The 18,558-nt window shown below is 42.0% G+C and carries 16 protein-coding genes and 1 pseudogene; 7 read left to right on the plus strand and 10 right to left on the minus strand.

Going from position 1 to position 18,558, the window contains the following annotated elements; translation table 11 throughout:
• Positions 1–44: 44 nt before the first annotated feature.
• A complete protein-coding gene (locus ACR5KR_RS28425; protein ID WP_448268822.1) occupies positions 45–659 on the plus strand; it encodes a pentapeptide repeat-containing protein in 615 nt (204 codons plus the stop codon).
• Positions 660–816: 157 nt separating this feature from the next.
• Here ACR5KR_RS28425 and ACR5KR_RS28430 read toward each other — a convergent pair whose 3' ends face one another.
• Positions 817–2,052, minus strand: a complete 1,236-nt coding sequence (locus ACR5KR_RS28430) for a glycosyltransferase (RefSeq protein WP_448268823.1) — start codon at positions 2,050–2,052, stop codon at positions 817–819.
• Positions 2,053–2,176: 124 nt separating this feature from the next.
• On the opposite strand from ACR5KR_RS28430, the gene shc reads away from it, so the two are divergent.
• The 3 genes from shc (at position 2,177) to ACR5KR_RS28445 (ending at position 7,906) form a co-directional block, all read left to right on the plus strand.
• On the plus strand, positions 2,177–4,093 hold the full coding sequence (shc, locus tag ACR5KR_RS28435) for a squalene--hopene cyclase (RefSeq protein ID WP_448268824.1): 1,917 nt from the start codon (positions 2,177–2,179) through the stop codon (positions 4,091–4,093).
• 114 nt (positions 4,094–4,207) lie between these two features.
• Complete coding sequence (locus tag ACR5KR_RS28440; RefSeq protein ID WP_448268825.1) at positions 4,208–4,411, plus strand: hypothetical protein; 204 nt, start codon at positions 4,208–4,210, stop codon at positions 4,409–4,411.
• Positions 4,412–4,807: 396 nt separating this feature from the next.
• Positions 4,808–7,906, plus strand: a complete 3,099-nt coding sequence (locus ACR5KR_RS28445) for a beta strand repeat-containing protein (RefSeq protein WP_445628573.1) — start codon at positions 4,808–4,810, stop codon at positions 7,904–7,906.
• Between the two features lie 365 nt (positions 7,907–8,271).
• Here the strand turns inward: ACR5KR_RS28445 and ACR5KR_RS28450 are convergent, their stop codons facing one another.
• Complete coding sequence (locus ACR5KR_RS28450) at positions 8,272–8,718, minus strand: TOBE domain-containing protein (protein ID WP_445628574.1); 447 nt, start codon at positions 8,716–8,718, stop codon at positions 8,272–8,274.
• Positions 8,719–9,075: 357 nt separating this feature from the next.
• Here ACR5KR_RS28450 and ACR5KR_RS28455 point away from each other — a divergent pair, with 357 nt between their 5' ends.
• Positions 9,076–9,873 (plus strand): hypothetical protein, encoded by a 798-nt coding sequence (locus ACR5KR_RS28455; RefSeq protein ID WP_094352776.1) that lies wholly within the window; start codon positions 9,076–9,078, stop codon positions 9,871–9,873.
• Positions 9,874–10,028: 155 nt separating this feature from the next.
• On the opposite strand, the gene ACR5KR_RS28460 is transcribed toward ACR5KR_RS28455, so the two are convergent.
• From ACR5KR_RS28460 to ACR5KR_RS28475, 4 genes are all read right to left on the minus strand, one after another.
• The gene (locus ACR5KR_RS28460; protein ID WP_448268826.1) at positions 10,029–10,499 is read right to left on the minus strand and encodes a GNAT family N-acetyltransferase; all 471 of its coding nucleotides are present in this window, start codon (positions 10,497–10,499) and stop codon (positions 10,029–10,031) included.
• Between the two features lie 80 nt (positions 10,500–10,579).
• The gene (locus tag ACR5KR_RS28465; RefSeq protein WP_448268827.1) at positions 10,580–10,702 is read right to left on the minus strand and encodes a hypothetical protein; all 123 of its coding nucleotides are present in this window, start codon (positions 10,700–10,702) and stop codon (positions 10,580–10,582) included.
• A 20-nt stretch (positions 10,703–10,722) separates the two neighbouring features.
• Positions 10,723–11,397: a sugar transferase gene (locus ACR5KR_RS28470; protein ID WP_445628577.1), complete on the minus strand. Its 675-nt coding sequence runs from the start codon at positions 11,395–11,397 to the stop codon at positions 10,723–10,725.
• Positions 11,398–11,515: 118 nt separating this feature from the next.
• A complete protein-coding gene (locus ACR5KR_RS28475; protein ID WP_445628578.1) occupies positions 11,516–12,331 on the minus strand; it encodes a WecB/TagA/CpsF family glycosyltransferase in 816 nt (271 codons plus the stop codon).
• An 828-nt stretch (positions 12,332–13,159) separates the two neighbouring features.
• Between ACR5KR_RS28475 and ACR5KR_RS28480 the strand changes: the two genes are divergently transcribed.
• Positions 13,160–13,294, plus strand: coding sequence for a hypothetical protein (locus tag ACR5KR_RS28480; RefSeq protein ID WP_448268828.1), 135 nt, complete (start codon positions 13,160–13,162; stop codon positions 13,292–13,294).
• 34 nt (positions 13,295–13,328) lie between these two features.
• A complete protein-coding gene (locus tag ACR5KR_RS28485) occupies positions 13,329–13,622 on the plus strand; it encodes a hypothetical protein (RefSeq protein WP_448268830.1) in 294 nt (97 codons plus the stop codon).
• Between the two features lie 2 nt (positions 13,623–13,624).
• Here ACR5KR_RS28485 and ACR5KR_RS28490 read toward each other — a convergent pair whose 3' ends face one another.
• From ACR5KR_RS28490 to ACR5KR_RS28505, 4 genes and pseudogenes are all read right to left on the minus strand, one after another.
• Positions 13,625–14,305, minus strand: coding sequence for a response regulator (locus ACR5KR_RS28490; protein WP_448268831.1), 681 nt, complete (start codon positions 14,303–14,305; stop codon positions 13,625–13,627).
• Positions 14,295–14,537 (minus strand): sensor histidine kinase, encoded by a 243-nt coding sequence (locus tag ACR5KR_RS28495; RefSeq protein WP_448270362.1) that lies wholly within the window; start codon positions 14,535–14,537, stop codon positions 14,295–14,297. Before ACR5KR_RS28495 ends, ACR5KR_RS28490 begins: the two co-directional genes overlap by 11 nt.
• Positions 14,522–15,325, minus strand: a pseudogene (locus ACR5KR_RS28500) (histidine kinase dimerization/phospho-acceptor domain-containing protein); the annotation flags it as partial. The pseudogene ACR5KR_RS28500 and the gene ACR5KR_RS28495, both read right to left, overlap by 16 nt.
• Positions 15,326–16,133: 808 nt before the next feature.
• The gene (locus tag ACR5KR_RS28505) at positions 16,134–18,272 is read right to left on the minus strand and encodes a hypothetical protein (RefSeq protein WP_448268832.1); all 2,139 of its coding nucleotides are present in this window, start codon (positions 18,270–18,272) and stop codon (positions 16,134–16,136) included.
• Between the last annotated feature and the right edge of the window lie 286 nt (positions 18,273–18,558).

Genomic DNA, 18,558 nt, shown 5'->3' on the forward strand with positions numbered 1-18,558 from the left:
ATCCAAATATAGTTCATTCCAGAATTTCCTGCGGAGGTCTATAGATGAGGACAACTGCTGAGGAGTTGCTTCAGCAATATGCTGCTGGGGAGAGAGATTTTAGTGGAGTTGACTTGGAAGGAGCTAACTTGGTTAGAGCTAATTTGAGTGAAGCCAAGTTGAGAGGAGCTAATTTGGCTAGAGCTAGTTTGAGAGAAGCTAATTTGGCATATATTTTTCTGGAGGATGCCAACTTGGAAGGGGCTGACTTGATCGGTGCCAATCTTGAGGATGCTAGGTTGATGCGTGCCAATTTGAGTTACGCCAATTTGCGAGGTGTCGATTTGAGAGGAGCAATTTTGTCTAATGCCAACTTGACCAGCGCTAATTTGAGATGTGCTAATTTGGCTTGCTCCTCCTTGGATGGCGCTAACCTGACCAATGCTGATTTTACGGGGGCTGTTTTGGACAGTGCTAATTTGACTAATGTTGAGTTCGCTGGGATTAATTTGGATTGGACTATCCTGACCAATACTGATTTCCGGGGAGCCAAGAAACTGGGTATTCCACCCTTGGAACAAACTGGAATGCTCTTCCCCAGTAGCAGAGGCGCTCTGTTCTTGGAAACCTCGTTTCCAGATGGTGAGATCATCCAAGGTCCATACTACAGAAATCCCTGAATGTACCAAATCCTCAGTCATTGAAGTTTCAGCTAGTAAAGATGATTTTGGAGGTGAATCAATTGGCTTGTTTTTATTATCAACACGTAAAGCCATCTTATTTTGAATAAGGTTTCTTGCTTCTTAATTCAAATTTCTAAATCTAATTTTATCCCAGTTATAAATTATTTGAGTTGGGATAAACTCTTCCTTTCCAAGCGCCGCCGCGCCCTTGCCAGTGACGGAGTGCTGAGTCTAGAGTCATTAAAGTATAGAGAAAAGCGATCGCAGGTAAACTAAAAGCGAACCAGACAGAACATTTATAAAAGCGGATTGTCGGGTAGTAAGCGAAAGTCATTAATAGCCATCCTAATATACCTGTAAGTGCGATCGCCCAATTACTCCAAACTGCACCGAGAATCACACATACAGGTGGAGTTAAATAAATTAGAGGCATTCCCACCAAAGTTCCCAATAGTATTAATGGTGAATAATTCAGTTGGGTATAGGCAGTACGAGCAACCATATCCCAAATCGTCGCTAGCGAGTTATATGGACGCAAACTACGAGTCAAGCTACTCAATCCCAGCCAGATACGCCCGTGACTGGGCATTGAGTTAATCTTCCTGTCCCCTTGTCCCCTTGTCCCCTTGTCCCCTTGTCCCCCACTCTTCTTAACAGCTTTAGCCAGGGCGCAATCGTCAATTAAAGCTTGACGAATCACTTGAATTCCCCCGATTCGCTCTAAAGCTTCTCTACGAATCAAAATAGATCCCCCGGCGGCGGCGGCTGTGGAATTGTTGGGATTATTCACCCAGCGAAAAGGATAGAGTTTTTGGAAGAAAAAGACAAAAGCTGGAATCAAAAGTTTTTCCCAAAAGCTCTCACACCTGAGTCGCACCATTACCGAAACCAAGTCTAAATCTTCCTGCATAGCTTTGTTCACAAGTCGGCGGAGATTACTAGGATCGTGTTCGATATCTGCGTCAGTCAACAAAAAATAGTCAGGTGCGAATAAACTCGCACTTTTTATACCTTGCTCAACTGCCCAAAGTTTACCCGACCAACCAGGAGGTAGTGAAGCGCCAGAGATAATATGCAGTTGTTGGGGTTTCCCAACAGCGTGTGCAACCCCTTCGGCAAAATTTGCTGTCCGGTCTGTGCTGCGATCGTCTACCAAAAATACGTTGAAAGAACCAGGATAATCTTGAAGTAAGAGCGATCGCAAACTAGTTGGTATTAACTCAGCTTCGTTACGCGCTGGAACGACCGCACAAACCACAGGTAATGATTTTAGCTGAGTTTCTGTAACCTCTAATTGCTGGTCTGTTTGCCAAAACTGTCCCCAAAAACCCAGTAATACTAACCAAATTGTCAACGATAAGAGCATCAATCCTAATACAATTACATCCATGACCTATTGCAAATTATCAGTGACTCAGACAGAATACTATGTCTATTGATAGAGGAAAAAAAATTTTTTCGCTGTAATACCGCGTTCATATTTAGTGTTGGGTGTTGAGGTTAAATAGTTTTTGATGCAGACACAAGACAGGGTAAAAGTCAATCAAGTCGCAGATGCGATCGCAGCTAGCCAAGAATATCTGCTTTCGATTCAAAATCCGGCAGGGTACTGGTGGGCTGAGTTAGAATCTAATGTCACCATCACTGCTGAAGTCGTCCTCTTGCATAAAATTTGGGGAACAGACCAAACCAGACCTTTGCACAAAGTTGAAGCATATTTGCGTCAAGAGCAACGAGAGCATGGCGGCTGGGAACTTTACTATGGTGATGGCGGAGAACTTAGCACTTCGGTTGAAGCTTACATGGCTCTAAGATTGCTAGGCGTACCAGCAACCGATCCGGCGATGATTCGGGCGCAAGCTTTTATTCTCCAACAAGGTGGGATCGGCAAAACTCGGATTTTTACCAAGTTGCACCTAGCCTTGATTGGTTGCTACAACTGGCGCGGTATTCCCTCGTTACCACCTTGGATAATGTTGTTGCCCGAAGCTTTCCCTGTCAATATCTACGAGATGTCTAGCTGGGCACGTTCTAGTACAGTACCATTACTGATTGTATGCGATCGCAAACCTGTTTTTCTGACTGACTCAGCTATCAACCTAGATGAGTTATACGCTGAAGGTATCGATCGAGTCCGGTGGGAATTACCTGAAAGTGGCGATTGGACGGATTTATTCCTCACTCTTGATAAAGGGTTCAAGTTGGCAGAAAGTCTGAATTTAGTACCCTTTCGTGAAGAAGGCATCAAAGCTGCCGAAAAATGGATTTTAGAGCGCCAAGAAGCTACAGGTGACTGGGGCGGCATTATTCCGGCGATGTTGAATTCAATGCTAGCTTTGCGCTGTCTAGATTATGACCGAAGCGATCCGATTGTGGAACGCGGTTTGCAAGCAATTGATAACTTTGCGATTGAAACAGAGGATAGTTATCGAATTCAGCCTTGTATTTCACCCATCTGGGATACAGCTTGGGCGATGCGTGCTTTGATAGAATCTGGTTTTGCACCAGATCGTTCGGCTGTAGTAAAGGCTGGAGAATGGTTGCTGCAAAAACAAATTTTAGATTACGGAGATTGGGCTGTCAAAAATCGCCAAGGAAAACCAGGGGCTTGGGCGTTTGAGTTTGAAAATCGCTTTTATCCCGATGTAGACGACTCGGCGGTGGTGGTGATGGCACTACATTTGGTAAAACTCCCCAATGAAAAAATCAAGCAGGCTGCGATCGCTCGGGCGTTAAACTGGATTGCATCTATGCAATGTAAACCAGGCGGTTGGGCTGCTTTTGATTTGGATAATGACCAAGATTGGCTTAATTCCATCCCTTATGGCGATTTGAAAGCCATGATCGATCCAAACACCGCAGATGTTACGGCTAGGGTACTAGAAATGCTGGGTGCTTGTGATTTGACAATTGATAGTGATAATTTGGAGCGATCGCTTACTTATCTTTTACGCGAACAAGAAACTGAAGGCTGTTGGTTTGGTCGTTGGGGTGTAAATTATATCTACGGCACCAGTGGCGTTTTGTCAGCTTTGGCGTTAATCGATCCTCAAAGACACAAACTCAGTATAGATCGGGGAGCAGCTTGGTTAGTTGGATGTCAAAATCCAGATGGTGGTTGGGGCGAGACTTGCCGTAGTTACAACGATCCCAGTCTCAAAGGCCAAGGAAATAGTACTGCATCTCAAACTGCTTGGGCAATAATAGGCTTAATAGCAGCAGGGGAAGCAACAGGTAAATTAGCTCTTGAGTCCGTTGAACGGGGAATTGGCTATTTGGTGGCAACTCAAAAGCCCGATGGTACTTGGTTTGAGGCTGACTTTACAGGTACTGGCTTCCCTTGCCATTTTTATCTCAAGTATCATCTGTATCAACAATACTTTCCTTTAATTGCGCTAGGTCGCTATCAAGCAGCGATTCAAAAAGGTTAAGAGTAATTATGCGTTTGCCCTACCTCCCGAATCCTCCCCTTGGTCAGGGCTACGGTTAACGCAAAAGTTATAAAAATCTAGCTTGATAAGGCTTGACTCGTTCTCATACAAAGCATGGAAACGAGAGAAATAGCATTGTTAGTCAATGCAATGCCATTGTCAGTCAATGCAATGCCATTGTTAGTCAATGCAATGCCATTGTCAGTCAATGCAATGCCATTGTTATGCGATGCAATGCCATTGTTATGCGATGCAATGCCATTGTTATGCGATGCAATGCCATTACAGGTCAAGAGATTTGTGTGTTGTAAACCGTAGTTGCTAAAAGGAGGGTGCGTGTTAGCGCAGGTGGGGTATCTGTCGCAAACATTTTTGAACTGGTATTATTACAGAATGTTTTTTGTATAGATAATGTATATTGTTTTCATAAAGTTATGAATAAGCTGATTGTAACAGTTGGAAAAGCGATATAGACTAATCAGCGAAAATATAGCTAGTAGATAATTAGCGTCACCGATAGCGTAGCGTTAGCGACGTAGGAGCGTCACAGCCTGTCGTAGACATCGCAGTTATCCTGATTAAGAAATCCCATATTAAAAGCGCGTTGTTTTGCTGATTTATAATTGTGGCACTTTATAACAATACTTTCAGTTTAGAACACGGGATTTCTAGTTTAGACCTTTAAAGTTTACTCCCTGACTATAGGAGAAAATTATGGCTATTTCATCATTTACTCTTTCTTCCTTGAATGGCAACAACGGTTTCGCCATCAACGGCATTGCTGTTGAAGATCAGTTAGGCTCGTCGGTTAGCAATGCAGGAGACATCAATAATGATGGCTTTGACGACCTGATTATTGAGGCATCTGGTGCTGCTCCCAATGGCAACGATTTTTCTGGGCAAAGCTATGTAGTGTTTGGGGGAACGAATGTAGCCAGAAGCGGCACCTTCAATCTCTCTTCTTTAGATGGCACTAATGGCTTTTTAATTAACGGCACCTCAGTTAGCAATGCAGGGGACATTAACGATGATGGTATTGACGACCTGATTATTGGGGCATCCTATGCCTCCCCCAACGGCAACTCTCATGCTGAACAAAGCTATGTAGTTTTTGGGGGGACAAATGTAGGAAGTACTGGCACTTTCGACCTCTCTAACTTGAATGGCACTAATGGCTTTGCCATCAACGGGATTCATGCGCGTGACTACTTAGGCTCGTCGGTCAGCAATGCGGGGGATATCAACAATGATGGTATTGACGACCTGATTATTGGGGCATTTAATGCCTCCCCTAACGGCAACTCTGGTGCTGGGCAAAGCTATGTAGTGTTTGGGGGAACGAATGTAGCAAGTGGGGGCATTCTAAACCTTTCTGACCTCAATGGTACTAATGGCTTTGCCATTAACGGTATTGCTGCGGATGACTTCTCAGGCTACTCAGTTAGCAATGCAGGGGATATCAACAACGATGGCATTAATGACCTAATTATTGGAGCATATCATGCCTCACCCAACGGCAAACAGTATGCTGGGCAAGCCTATGTGGTGTACGGAGGGACAAATGTGAGTAGTGGCGGCACTCTTAACCTCTCTGACCTAAATGGCACCAATGGCTTTACTATCACTGGAATTGATCGTGGTGATGAATTAGGCATCTCAGTCAGCAATGCAGAAGATATTAACGGTGATGGCATTGACGACCTGATTATTGGCGCATGGCTGGCCTCCCGCAACTTCATAAATGAAGTTGGACAAACCTATGTGGTATTTGGGGGGACGAATGTGGACAGTGGCGGGATTTTCAACCTCTCTTCTTTGAATGGTACTAACGGCTTCGCCATCAATGGCATTAATTCATCAAGCTATTCAGGTTTTTCAGTCAGCAATGCGGGAGATATTAACGATGATGGCATTGACGACTTAATTATTGGAGCAATTGGTGCTTCGCAAAGCTACGTGGTGTATGGGGGGAAAAATGTGGGTAGTGGCGGCACTTTCGACCTCTCTTCTCTGAATGGTACTAACGGCTTCGCCATCAATGGCGCCATTAGTGGCATTCGTGAGGCAGGCAGATCGGTTAGCAATGCGGGGGATATTAACGGTGATGGCATTGGCGACTTGATTATTGGAGCATGGCTGTCCTCTCCTAACGGCAACCTCCAAGCTGGACAAAGCTATGTCATCTATGGCAGTGCTACCCCTACCCTTGACTTCAACGGCACCGATCAAAACGATAACCTCATCGGTACTCCCAACAACGAAACTTTTAACGGACTAGCTGGTAATGATACCTTGACAGGTAACGGTGGAAATGACAACTTTATTATTCGGGAAGGAGATGGCATTGACATCATTACTGATTTTGATGGTATTGGTACTGGAGCAAACCCATCAGCGTCGGTGATTGGCGAATTAGACAGGTTGCAATTTTCTGGGTATCTTGACTTGAGCGTCAGCAATCTGCAACTAACTCAAAATGGCAACAACTTAGAACTCACCTTTGAGGGTGTAGCAAATACCAAAGTCATTCTGCAAAACTTTCAGCTACAAAACCTGGATAACCTACCTGCATCGACAGCAAGACCTGCTATCGGTAATATTCTATTTGGGGAATTTGACGAACAACCATTTATCCACGACAGCTTTGATGTGATTAATGCTAATTCCACTCAAACTACGTTATTCAACAAAAACACCGTCACTTTCCTCAATGACTTGAATAACAACATTACAGGTTTTGACGATTCCAATGATGTGATTAATGCCCAAGGAGGTAATGACAGCATCGACGGCTTGAGTGGCAACGACCTGCTGCGGGGTGGTACTGGTGATGACACTCTTGTTGGTGGTAGTGGCTATGACACTCTTGTTGGTGGTACTGGCGATGATACTCTTGTTGGTGGTACTGACAATGATTCTTTTGTTGTCCGAGTCGGCGATGGCAATAAGACCATCACTGACTTTGGTGGTGTGGGCACTGGGTCACTGTTGATGACTGCCTCTTCAGACACGTTGCAATTTATCGGCGCTGGCTTAACTGCCCGGAATCTGCAACTAACTCAAAATGGTAATAACTTGGAACTCACCTTTGAAGACGTTGCAAATACCAAAGTCACCCTGGAAAACTTTCAGTTGGAAAACTTGGAAAATCTTCCGCCCGAATCTCCTAGAATATTAGTAGGCATTGGTAATATATCGTTTGACGAAGAAGTTTTTATCAGGGACAGTTATGATGTCTTCAATGCCAACTGGAATTTTAGTAGTATCTTTAACAGCAACAGTGTGACATTCCTCAATGACCTTAACAATAACATCACGGGTTTTGACAACTCCGCTGATGTGATTAATGCTCAGGGGGGTAACGACACTATCGACGGCTTGAGTGGCAACGACTTGCTGCGGGGTGGTGCTGGCGATGATATTCTCATCGGTGGTGCTGGCGATGATATTCTTACAGGTGGTGCGGGTGCCGACTCTTTCCTGTACAACACCAATGCTGCTTTTGCCAGTGTTGCTGTTGGTGTAGATGCGATCGCTGATTTCAAGCATTCCCAAGGCGATAAGATTATTCTAGATAAAACTACTTTTAGTGCGATCGCTTCAACTGCAGGAACGGGTTTTAGTCATGCCAGTGATTTTAAAATTACTTCTTCAGTCGCGACCAGCACAGCAAAAATTATCTACGACGCTGTGAGTGGGCAGTTGTTCTACAACCAAAATGGTAGTGCGGCTGGTTTTGGCAATGGCGGTCTATTTGCAACTCTGACTAGTGCGCCAACTCTCAGTGCATCAGATTTCGTGGTGCAAGGGTAGGATGGCACATCTGTTATCAGTGTCAACTTCAGTAGGGTAGAATAACTGTGCTACCCTATGCTGTATTACATTTACACAAAAAGAGCTATTACATCAGCGATCGCATCAACTATATATACTCAATTCTTTAAAATCTTAGTGAATAAAGCTTATTCTCTTAATATCTAATATCAAGTTTGGGTGATTAGTTATAATAAAACCTATCAATGTAGGTTGGGCTGTAGCTTGCTTCTCCGTAGGGGTACGACAGTGAAACCCAACATAAATAACGAAACAATTAATGTTGGGTTGAAGAACGAAACCCAACATACAGATATTATAAGTGTTTAACCAAACCTGATATAACACCCATAATCAATGTATTTCTATTCCCTAGCAATGACAATATCGTTAGATTTAATAACTGCATAAGCTTCTTTTCCCTCAGATAATTCCAACTCTTCTGCGGAAGCTCTGGTGATAATCGAAGTTAATTCTACTTTGTGAATAATCTCCAGAGTAACCTCACTATTAACTGCTCCATAAACAACTCGTTTAATTACACCTTTAAGAATATTGCGAGAGCTAACTTTTAGTGATTTCTTTTGAATACTACTTTCTATGTCAGGCTTTTGAGTGTAGTAGATATCTTCCTGTTGTTCTTGGTGAGTTGGTGGTGATATTGGTACCAAGCTTTGCTGAGTGAGACTACGCACCAGTTCCCGCAGAATCTCAGTCTTAGTGCGTTGAGACTGTTCGCAGAACTCCTCTAGAATCTTCCGCTCGTCCTCTGAGGTTTGAAATGTAACCCATCCTTGTTCTTTTCTTGGCATAATAATATTATTATCAATTTTGGTTATCTTGGTAAAATTCTATCAAGTATCAATTCGATACGTCGTTTTAGTAATAACATTTTTTTGTCGGGATTTTCGGCATTTTTACCGCAATTAATCAACTATTCTCATATAGTTAACTACATATATATTTATTTTTTTCTAGATGCGAAATATTTTGTTACTTGAGATTGTCTAAATCATCACTAAAATGATACCAACTAAGATGGTATTTGTTGGGGTAGCTACGCTTACGCAAGGATAATCTAACAGAAAATTCCACTGGCGTAGGCGTAGCCCGTCGCAGACATCGCGTGAGTGTCGTAGGATTATTTAACCTGAGTTCACAGCTGGGGGATGAAACACCTAAAATCACGTTCTCAAGACCTGCGGAGTTTATTTGAGAACAATATCACCATTGAATACGTAGCAGAACCCCTAAAAGCTATGCCAGCTGATGCGGAGGCGAAAGAAGTGCTGCATTGGATGCAAGCACAAAATTTTGATGTTATCGGCGTGGAGACGGGAGATATTATTAGCGGTTATGTAGAACGCTCTAGTTTGATCCCAGGCAAAAAAGGTAAATGTAGCGACTATCAACGGGTGTTTCATCCCAAAGAACTAATTGCCATTTCCACTCCACTGATCAAGTTGCTACCCATTTTGCAGCAAACTCCGCGATTGTTTGTCTTGGATTGCAATCAAGTAAGTGGTATTGTTACCTGTGGTGATTTGCAGAAAGCACCCGTGCGAATGCTACTGTTTGGCTTAGTAACGCTGCTAGAAATGAATTTGCTGCGGCTGGTGCGGATTTACTATCCTCAAGATTCTTGGCAAAAAGTCCTTAAACCTGAACGCTTAGAAGTTGCTCAACGATTATGGCGAGAGAGTCAGGAAAGAAACGAAGCCACCGATTTGTTAGATTATCTGCAATTCTGTGATAAGCGAGAGTTGATTTTAAATCAACCAGAACTTCTTCAGCAACTAGGACTAAAATCAAAACGGTTTGGAGAACGTTTCCTCAAGTCTGCTGAACAGTTGCGAAACCGATTAGCTCACGCCCAAAGTTTAGTTAGTGGTTCCTCTTGGACAGAATTGATTTCTCTAGCAGAAGCGATGGAAAAGCTGTTAATTCATTGTGAGGAAGTTGAGTAAAGTAGTCAAGTCGCGTAAGCATTCAGTATCTAATTTTTAGGATTTCTGGCATGAAGTTATAGAAATTGCTGGAACAAGAAACCTAGAAAAATTTAGATTGATGACAAACAATCTGCCATTCTGGTCAAATAATTCGTCGTTCTACAGTAGACTTCTCAAATATGCCGCACCAGTATAATAAATAGTTCCTTATCATCTAGTGCTTGAAATGATTGTACCTGTCGGAATCCGGCTTTTTTCCATGCTTTGATCGCACGTTTATTAAATGCTGCCACTGTAATGCGAAATAGGGTGGGATTAAACTTTGAACGTGCAAAATTGAGGACATCTGCAATATACATCTGTCCCCTTCCCTGACCCGTGAGGTCGGGGCGCACTCCCAAACCAAAGTCGAGTGAGTCCTTTGCATAATCACCTCCTGGGACTTCAGCCTCCTTACCAAAGCAGCAAAAACCAACCAGTTCCCCATTGTCAAGAATGCTATAGTAAGCGTTTTCAGGGTCTATAAACGACCCAATTAGTGTTTCATCAGATGTACTGTTATACCTTTGGTAAGGTGGCTGATAATGCCAGCGAGTAAGTTTTTCTGCCTCAGCCGCATTCATCGGTTCAAAGCAAAAGTGCATTGACATACTCCCAACCGCTCATCCTGTACCTTCTGCTAAAAGTATACTTCTTCTCGTTATTGACCAACAGCCTCTCGCCATCAGGAAAAGTCACAATCTGCTGTCAAACGTCGTTTAATTGCCCAGGTGCGATCGCTCTCTTTTAATAATGACAGCAGCCGCATCGCCTCATCAATCACAAGAAGTAAGTTTTTATTTAGCACTAGAAGTAGATCGCAGTACGTTAGCAAGCACTGCTCTTATTTGATGACACAACTTTTAAAGTTTTGAAGATTAAACTAATATCATAAACGATAGACCACTTACGTTGGTAGTCTAAGTCCATGTGAACAATATCTTCAAAGTCTTTAATACTGGAGCGACCATGAGCCTGCCATTCACCAGTCATACCCGGCTTGACATTCAAACGTTCCCAGTGGTGCTTTGAGTAGTGTATTACTTCATTAGGAGTAGGAGGGCGGGTACCGACTAGACTCATTTCCCCCAGCAGCACGTTCCAAAACTGAGGAAGTTCATCTAAGCTAGTGCGGCGAAGAAACTTTCCTACACAGGTAATGCGGGGATCATTCTCATTTTTGAATATCCGATCGCTTTGAGCTTCATTCTTAACTAGATGCTTAAGTTGGTCAGCTCCAACTGACATCGAACGGAACTTCCAAATTCGGAAGTGATGCCCATTCAAACCACAGCGAATTTGACTGTAAAATATAGAGCCTGGGCTATCTAACTTAATCGCGATCGCAATCGGAATTGCTAAGAATAGTGTAATCGATAGCCCAATAACAGCACCTAAGATGTCAATCATTCGCTTGGCTTTACTGATTACAGAAGGATGAACTGGAACTTTAACTTTAGGAAGAGTATGGATATCATCTAAAACTTGCATATCAACTTGCATATCAAAACCCCCTTAAGTAAAGCGGTTAAGCTTGAACTATTTATAAAATTTACTTTGACTAGATGAATCACCCAAAGAGTAGTGTTACAAGCAACTTTTAATCAGTCTTGGTGATGAATTAAAAGTTCAAATCGTTTTCAAATCCAGACTTATTTCTTGTAGCTAATGTGATTTGGCTACTTTGTTCTTCACTTTGGCGTCGAGCAAACGCGTAGGTTAGTACTAAACGTAAAAAGATAAAGTTGCCTAGAAGATAGCGCTGCCAAAGTCGAGTCGGTTCCATTGCCAGTCGCCACAGCCACTCCATACCAACAGAACGAATTGGATAGGGGGCACGGGCCACACGTTCAGCCATAAAATCGAACAGACCCCCCACACCCATACAAGTGATACGAGGCAATTGACTAGCGTATTGGTTAATCCAAATTTCCTGTAGGGGTACGCCCATCGCCACTAACAGCAGGTGGGGGCGGGCTATCCGAATAGCTTCTAATACTTGCTGCGTTTGTGATTCAGGAAAATAGCCGTGCTGAGTTCCGGCAATTATCAACCCAGAATAGGCTTTCTTGAGGTTAGCTGCCGCTTCTTCAGCGACACCTGGCTTACCACCGAGAAAATAAACTGATAAACCTTTTGCTGCCCCTTCTTTGCACAAAGCCGGAACTAAATCAGTGCCATTGAGATTATGCACCAATGGTGTACCCAACAAAGCGCTACCCCAACGAACTCCGCTCCCATCTGCCAACAACAAATCACTCTGCTCTAAGGCTTTTGCCAATGCTGGGTTTTTGGCAGCAGTTACCATCGTGTGGGCGTTAGCATAATACACTCGACCACCCTGCCGCTTCAGCAACTGCATCAGTAATAGTTCAATTGCCTCATATAAAGGCATACGATCAAAATCAGTATCGAGAAAATTAACTCGGTCTGCCATATAATTTAATGCTCGCCATCTAGAGTTGCAAAATAGTAGAATTCAGAGCATTGCCCATATTTTCTGCTCACCGGAAATTTACTGACAGGTTATACATTAATTGACACAAAGAATTATGACTGCTGCTAAGCGAACATTACCTGCAACAAAACTGAAACTTTTGATCGATTAGGCCTTTTGAGATACTTAACTTTTTAATGTGTAAGTACCATAAAACATTCGATCCGAATTGAGAGTTTATTCACAAGGTTGAGTCAAAACCTCGCGAAACCTACGTATACTTTCGTACGCAAATACCGATGCAAAATACTATCTGATGGCTACTTAAATTATTTTTTATACAGTGTCCTAATGAGGAATAAAATTATCCAGCTAACTATCCGTTTGGCTGTGGCGTACAGATAATCTAAATTTCATAATCAGGTAAGTAGGTACAATAAAGCAAAGGTATGTTTAATTTTTTCAAACCTATACAATAACCAATTTCTAAGCTATTCGGTGAAGTTACATTTCTTTACATAGCTTTGTTTTTTAACGCCGATTGACTGACTACAGGACATAAAAACCAAAAAAATCAGAGCTTTGACAAGTAAAGAAATAAAATAACCAACAATTATTGCCACACAGAATTGATGTTAAACAGATGATATGTTGAGTGAAAATATTTCCAGTAATGAGTGAGAAGTTTTGTTTATCTTGTCATTGCCATAGTCAAGTAATAATGGCAGTCTGTAAAGTTGTAAGATTGCCATTTAATTGCTTATGCTTCTTATCTGTTAATGACTTGAGCCTCTTTGAGAAAAATAAATCTTTCTTCTTTCTATCTTTTTGCTCTTAACTGATGATTTAGCTCAACTTATTCGCCCAAAGCCTTATTGTTACGTTTATTCAACGCTGACGATCGGCTACGCTGGACGGTTACGCCATCGCACTTCCTTTGCGATCGCTAAAACCATTTTCTAGTAGGAATTTTCCATTTGCAGATAAGTGTAGATATATGAAAAGACACCGAATTATGGTTATTGGTAAAAATGTTATGACCGTGCAACGCGTCAGCAGTCATTGCCTCAAACAAAATGCAGAAGTTTTTCCATATTATTGTATTCCCACGCCGGAAGAGATCGCTTTGTTTAAACCTCATGTATTAGTACTATGTCTACCCATACCTGAGCACTTCCAGCATCAACTACTTCAGCCTTACATTTTGTGGTCAGAACAACTTGTGAATAACATCTCACCACTGGCTACCACTTTGACAGAATTATCTGACTGTTTACATAAATTCCTCTAAGCTTAAATCAGCCCTTGGCGTACAGCTAAAGCTGCTGCTTGAACGCGATCGTCAACGCTAAGTTTGTTGAGAATCATACGTACATAAGACTTAACGGTTCCGAGTGAGAGGTAGAGTTGGTTTGCAATCTGCTGGTTTGAGCGCCCCTGTGCAATAAGTTTAAGAATCTCGCGTTCGCGATTACTGAGAATAGGTTGCGCTATTACCTGAGATACAGAAACATCGGGAACGACAGCGGTAGACCTCAGCATCCGAGCAACTTTTTGAGCGATTAGAGGATCTAAATAAGCACCACCTTGAAGTATCAATTGAATAACGGCGATGAGCTGTTCCCATTCAATGGTTTTAAGACAGTAACCATCAGCACCAGCTGCAAGCATTCCCATGACCTGAATATCGTCGTCGAAGGCACTTAAGGCTAGAACACAAGTAGTCAAGCAGTTACTTTTTATGTGCTGGGTGGCTGTAATCCCATCCATAACTGGTAGATCGATATCCATTAAAACTACATCTGGTTGGAGTTGACTAGCTAATTCAACAGCCTCTCCACCGTCCAATGCTTCTCCAACTATACTAAAACCAGGTTCTAGGCTAAATTGCCCTTTCATCCCTCGGCGGATTAAAGCGTGATCGTCAACTAATAGAACCTGTACAGTTTTCTCTTTGTTAATATTAGGTATCATTATTACTACATCTGTTTATATTCTGTTCATCGTTACTATCAACTTGATTTATGGCACTTGGGAGAGTAAACCAGAAAGTACTTCCTTCTCCAAGAGAACTTTCAACACCAATGTTTCCTCCGTGAGCCTCAATAATTTGACGACATAAGTACAGACCAAGCCCACTTCTTCCCCGATGCCCTCGTCCTTGAATAAAGCGGTGGAACAGCTTTTCCTGAGCTTGTGGTGCAATTCCTGGACCGCGATATCGCGCACCGAAATCCGCACTTGTTCTTCTTGATAAGGCGTTATCTCAATCAGAATTTCCCCGTTAGGCTTACTTACCCGTACAGCATTATCAAGTAAGTTTTGTAAAACTCTTTGAATTTCTAGTTGATCGCCATAGACAGCCGGCAGCAATTGAGAAGTTTTACAAACGAAGGCTAACTCACGTGTAGATGTTGCTTTTATCTGACTAATTACTTTAATTAAAATCTTTTCCCAGTTTAGGCGATCGCACATTAAACAAGCGCTGCCTGCTTCATAACGGGAGATATCTAACAAAAGTTCCACAAGCTTAAGCAGATCCTCATTAGCTTCATGGTATTCTTCAAAAACTTCCTTCCAAGTGTCATTGACTGAACCAAAAGCTCCTTTAAGCATACAGTCTAAAGTGTTACGAGTCGCAAGTAAAGGAATACGTAGGTCGTGGGAAAGTGCAGACATCATGTCTTCAAGCTGTTGGTTACGCACCTCAATACTTTGTTGACGGTGACGAGTCTTATCAGCCATCGCGTTAAGAACTCCAGCTAGTTGCCCGATCTCATCTATAGAAGAATGGGATAGTTGCACTTCCATTTGTCCCGCTTGCCAAAGTTTACAAACTTGTGTCAATTTGTTTAATGGAAGTTTGACTCGCCAATGCAACAACTGGATATTTAAAATTGCTACTAATAAAATGATTAATGTGCTGAAAATATTGATCGTAGTGTTAATACTATTCAAGTACTGTATACGATTTTTGCGAACTCTCAAAAGCATCTCTTCGTGCTGAATGAGTTTCTCAATCTCGTTATGCAAAGAATCAAATAAAGTGCTTTTTGTCAAAGCAGAATTCCTTACAGAACCAGAAAGCGCTTTTTGCTTCAACTCCTTTTGCCACTGGTTATAGATATATTTAATTTTATCCAGTTGCTTTATTTGAGCAGGGTTGTCTTGTACGAGATTGTACAGATGGTTGAAGCTGTTGTGGAAGCTGGGCCTTTTCTGACGATAATTTATCGGATTAGTTCGTCCCTGACTAGAATTTTCTAGAAAACCTTTTTCTTGATTATCGATTACAGCATTGAGTAGACGTTCTCCTTCTCGCCCGATGAATAAAGCATGGGTTATCTGGTTATATGCCTGATGATTTAGTTGTGCAATCAAGAGGTTGAAGACTTGCTGTCCAAATAAAAACAACACTAGTAGTAAAATACTAGTATGCAGAGGGTTTAAAAAATTACCTTTCCTAGATGGGTGAATTAAGAAAGGTATCAAGCTAATAGCTATCACTACCTAATATCTCTACCACCTTAATTAAGTTACCTAGAATACTACTTAACACCTCTATACACCAGTACTGCAAAAGCTTTGCTGGTGTTCAGTTATCATTCAAAAGCGTTAACTATACATCTATTACATATCAATATCCTTTATATTAACACTCAATTGTATTAAATAATGTCGTAAAAACATACTACTACCTTTTTTACAAAAATTAACATAATGTATAAAATTTAATAATCTTTGAGCTTCGTGGTTTTCTTGCAACTGTTAGTTGCATGAAATAAGTATAGAGTAGTATTATTTACGGAGTTCCATAGTAGATTCCTCTACCATTAGTGCCAATAAAGACTAGTCCAAATTTCTGCCAGCTAGCCTCCATGACATTAGGCTCATTGCCCATAGGTTGGTGTAAATAGGCGATATTTATCCATGTTTTTCCTTTGTCGAGAGAGCGAAATACTCCTTCGCCCATACCAGCAATTTCTCCATACAAATACAGTGCAGGAATTTTGCTTCCCTTGGGTGCTTTACCAAGGGCGAATAAATAAGCTTTTTTCACTTTAGGAATCTGGGCAAATTTCACACCGCCATTTGTTGAGCGATAAAGTCCGTGAGAATTAAGACTGAGCCAAACTTCGCCTTTAACCTCCGGAACTGTTTTGAGCATAGACCAACTTTCAGAAGGCAATAATGAGTTTACAATCTTAAAGGATGCGCCTCCATTCTTACTGCGGTATAATTTGCCACCACTGTAGTAGTAAAAAGTGTTGCCATCTAATTTGTCAGCTACTAATGGTTGACCCCAGTACCACGGGCCTTTGGGGCCTTTGGGTAATCCTGATACTTTGCTCCAAGAACATCCGCCATTGGTTGTACGAATAGGCTGTCCTTGATTAATAATTGCGACAAATAGATTTGAATTTGTTGCTGACATGGCTACACGCAACGGGATTGTGTTCTTCGGAAACGAGGAAAATTGTTTCCATGTCAGTCCTCCATCTTGCGAAGTTGCTCCTGTATAAGTATTGTTCCATCGATTACCACCAACACGTACCATTTGTGAAGGATTGCTTTCGCTATAAGCAAGACCATAGGTATCCTGGAACCGAGGACTATTTTTGCCGCCAAACTGCGTAGATGGGTAGACATCTAGCCCATTGCTGTGGTCAAACCCATCCGTATCAGCAACACCGCTCAACAATTTAGAGCCACTTCGAGGTGAGACTAGGGCGAAGCTAACTAGCTGCTCGTGTCCTTTTTCATAGTTTGACCAAACAGATGACTCTGCGTTGATGTTATCTGTCCGCCATGTTCCATACCAGTCTGTTAACCATAATCGTCCAGCAGTTTTTGGGTCAAACTCAATCGCTGAGGTTGAGGAGGCAAAATACCACTTAGGCCACCAGGGCACTTGAGGTTTCAATGTATGCTTTTTCTGTTGCCATGTAGCTCCACCATCAGTAGATTGAAATATGACACGATTGTTTGTTGTGGAAACATACTGGTCATAAACAATTAAAAGATGATTGGGATTGTTTGGATCTACAGCAATGGCATTAAATGTAGTTTTCGGGTTACTTGGTGTGATATCGCTCCAAATACTGTTTGCATATTTGCTGACACCTGATTTATGCGTTACATACAGAACTTTGTCTTTTGCTAGAGCCATTCGATTCACTTTTGATGGGCTTTCTGGGATTTTGCTCCAGGTAACACCCGCATCAGTGGATTCATATATGCCATCTCCATAGGCATTGGCATAGACTAGTCCAGATACATTTGTGCTAAATACAATACCTGTAATTCCAATCTTTGCTTCCGACTTTTCAAGAAAGGAGCTAACCTTGCCCCATGTTGTACCACCATCTGAAGACTTCCATAGCCCATTCAATCGCGAGCCAAATAAAATAACATTGGAATTAAAGGGATTAACGGCTAGCCTCTCTCCAAGCCAACGTTTAGTTTCATTGCCGCCCATTGGCAAGTCTATTTTCAGCTTATTCCAGGTTTTACCGCGATCGCTCGATTTAAAAATTGTTCCTAATCTACCCCGATTAGTAGTATATTTACCTGCTGCTATGTATACAATATCTGGGTTATTTGGGTCAAGTGCTAAGGCTTCTCCTCCGTAGTAATTGCTGTATTGCAAGCTAAATATATCTGTTAGCGGCATCCATGTGTAGTCTTTTGAATTCCAACGATAAAAGCCACCCATATCAGTTCTGATGTAGGCTAAATTTTGCTCTTGTGGATGCAAATAAATGCCTGTAACATAACCACCTCCTCCAATAGAGACATTAGTCCAGTGATACCTTGATGTAGTACTCCAACTAGACTTGAGGGGTGTAATGTTGACGACAATAGCCAGCGCAACTATAGCAATACAAATTGTTTTCCCTAGCAGTCTCCAGAAACGGCGATCGCTCATTGCTATTTTCATGATATTTGCACGTATTTATTTTAATTGACGTTACAGGAAGTAAATTAAAGTCAAGTAAATCAGCTACAGATCGATACTTCTCGGTTAGCCCAATTAAGTAAGTCTGCGAGAAAAAACCTAACTAGGTTACAAAGTGTAAATACACCTAAAACACTTACAAATGAACGCCAGTTGTTACAAGTCGGCAGAGCGCAAGGGCGCACTGGCTCCCAAGGACAAATGACAAATGACAACCCTCTGCTGAAGGAGACGCTCTTGCTAGCTTGCTTCCCCAGAGGGGTACACT

Source organism: Nostoc sp. DSM 114159, assembly GCF_053470285.1.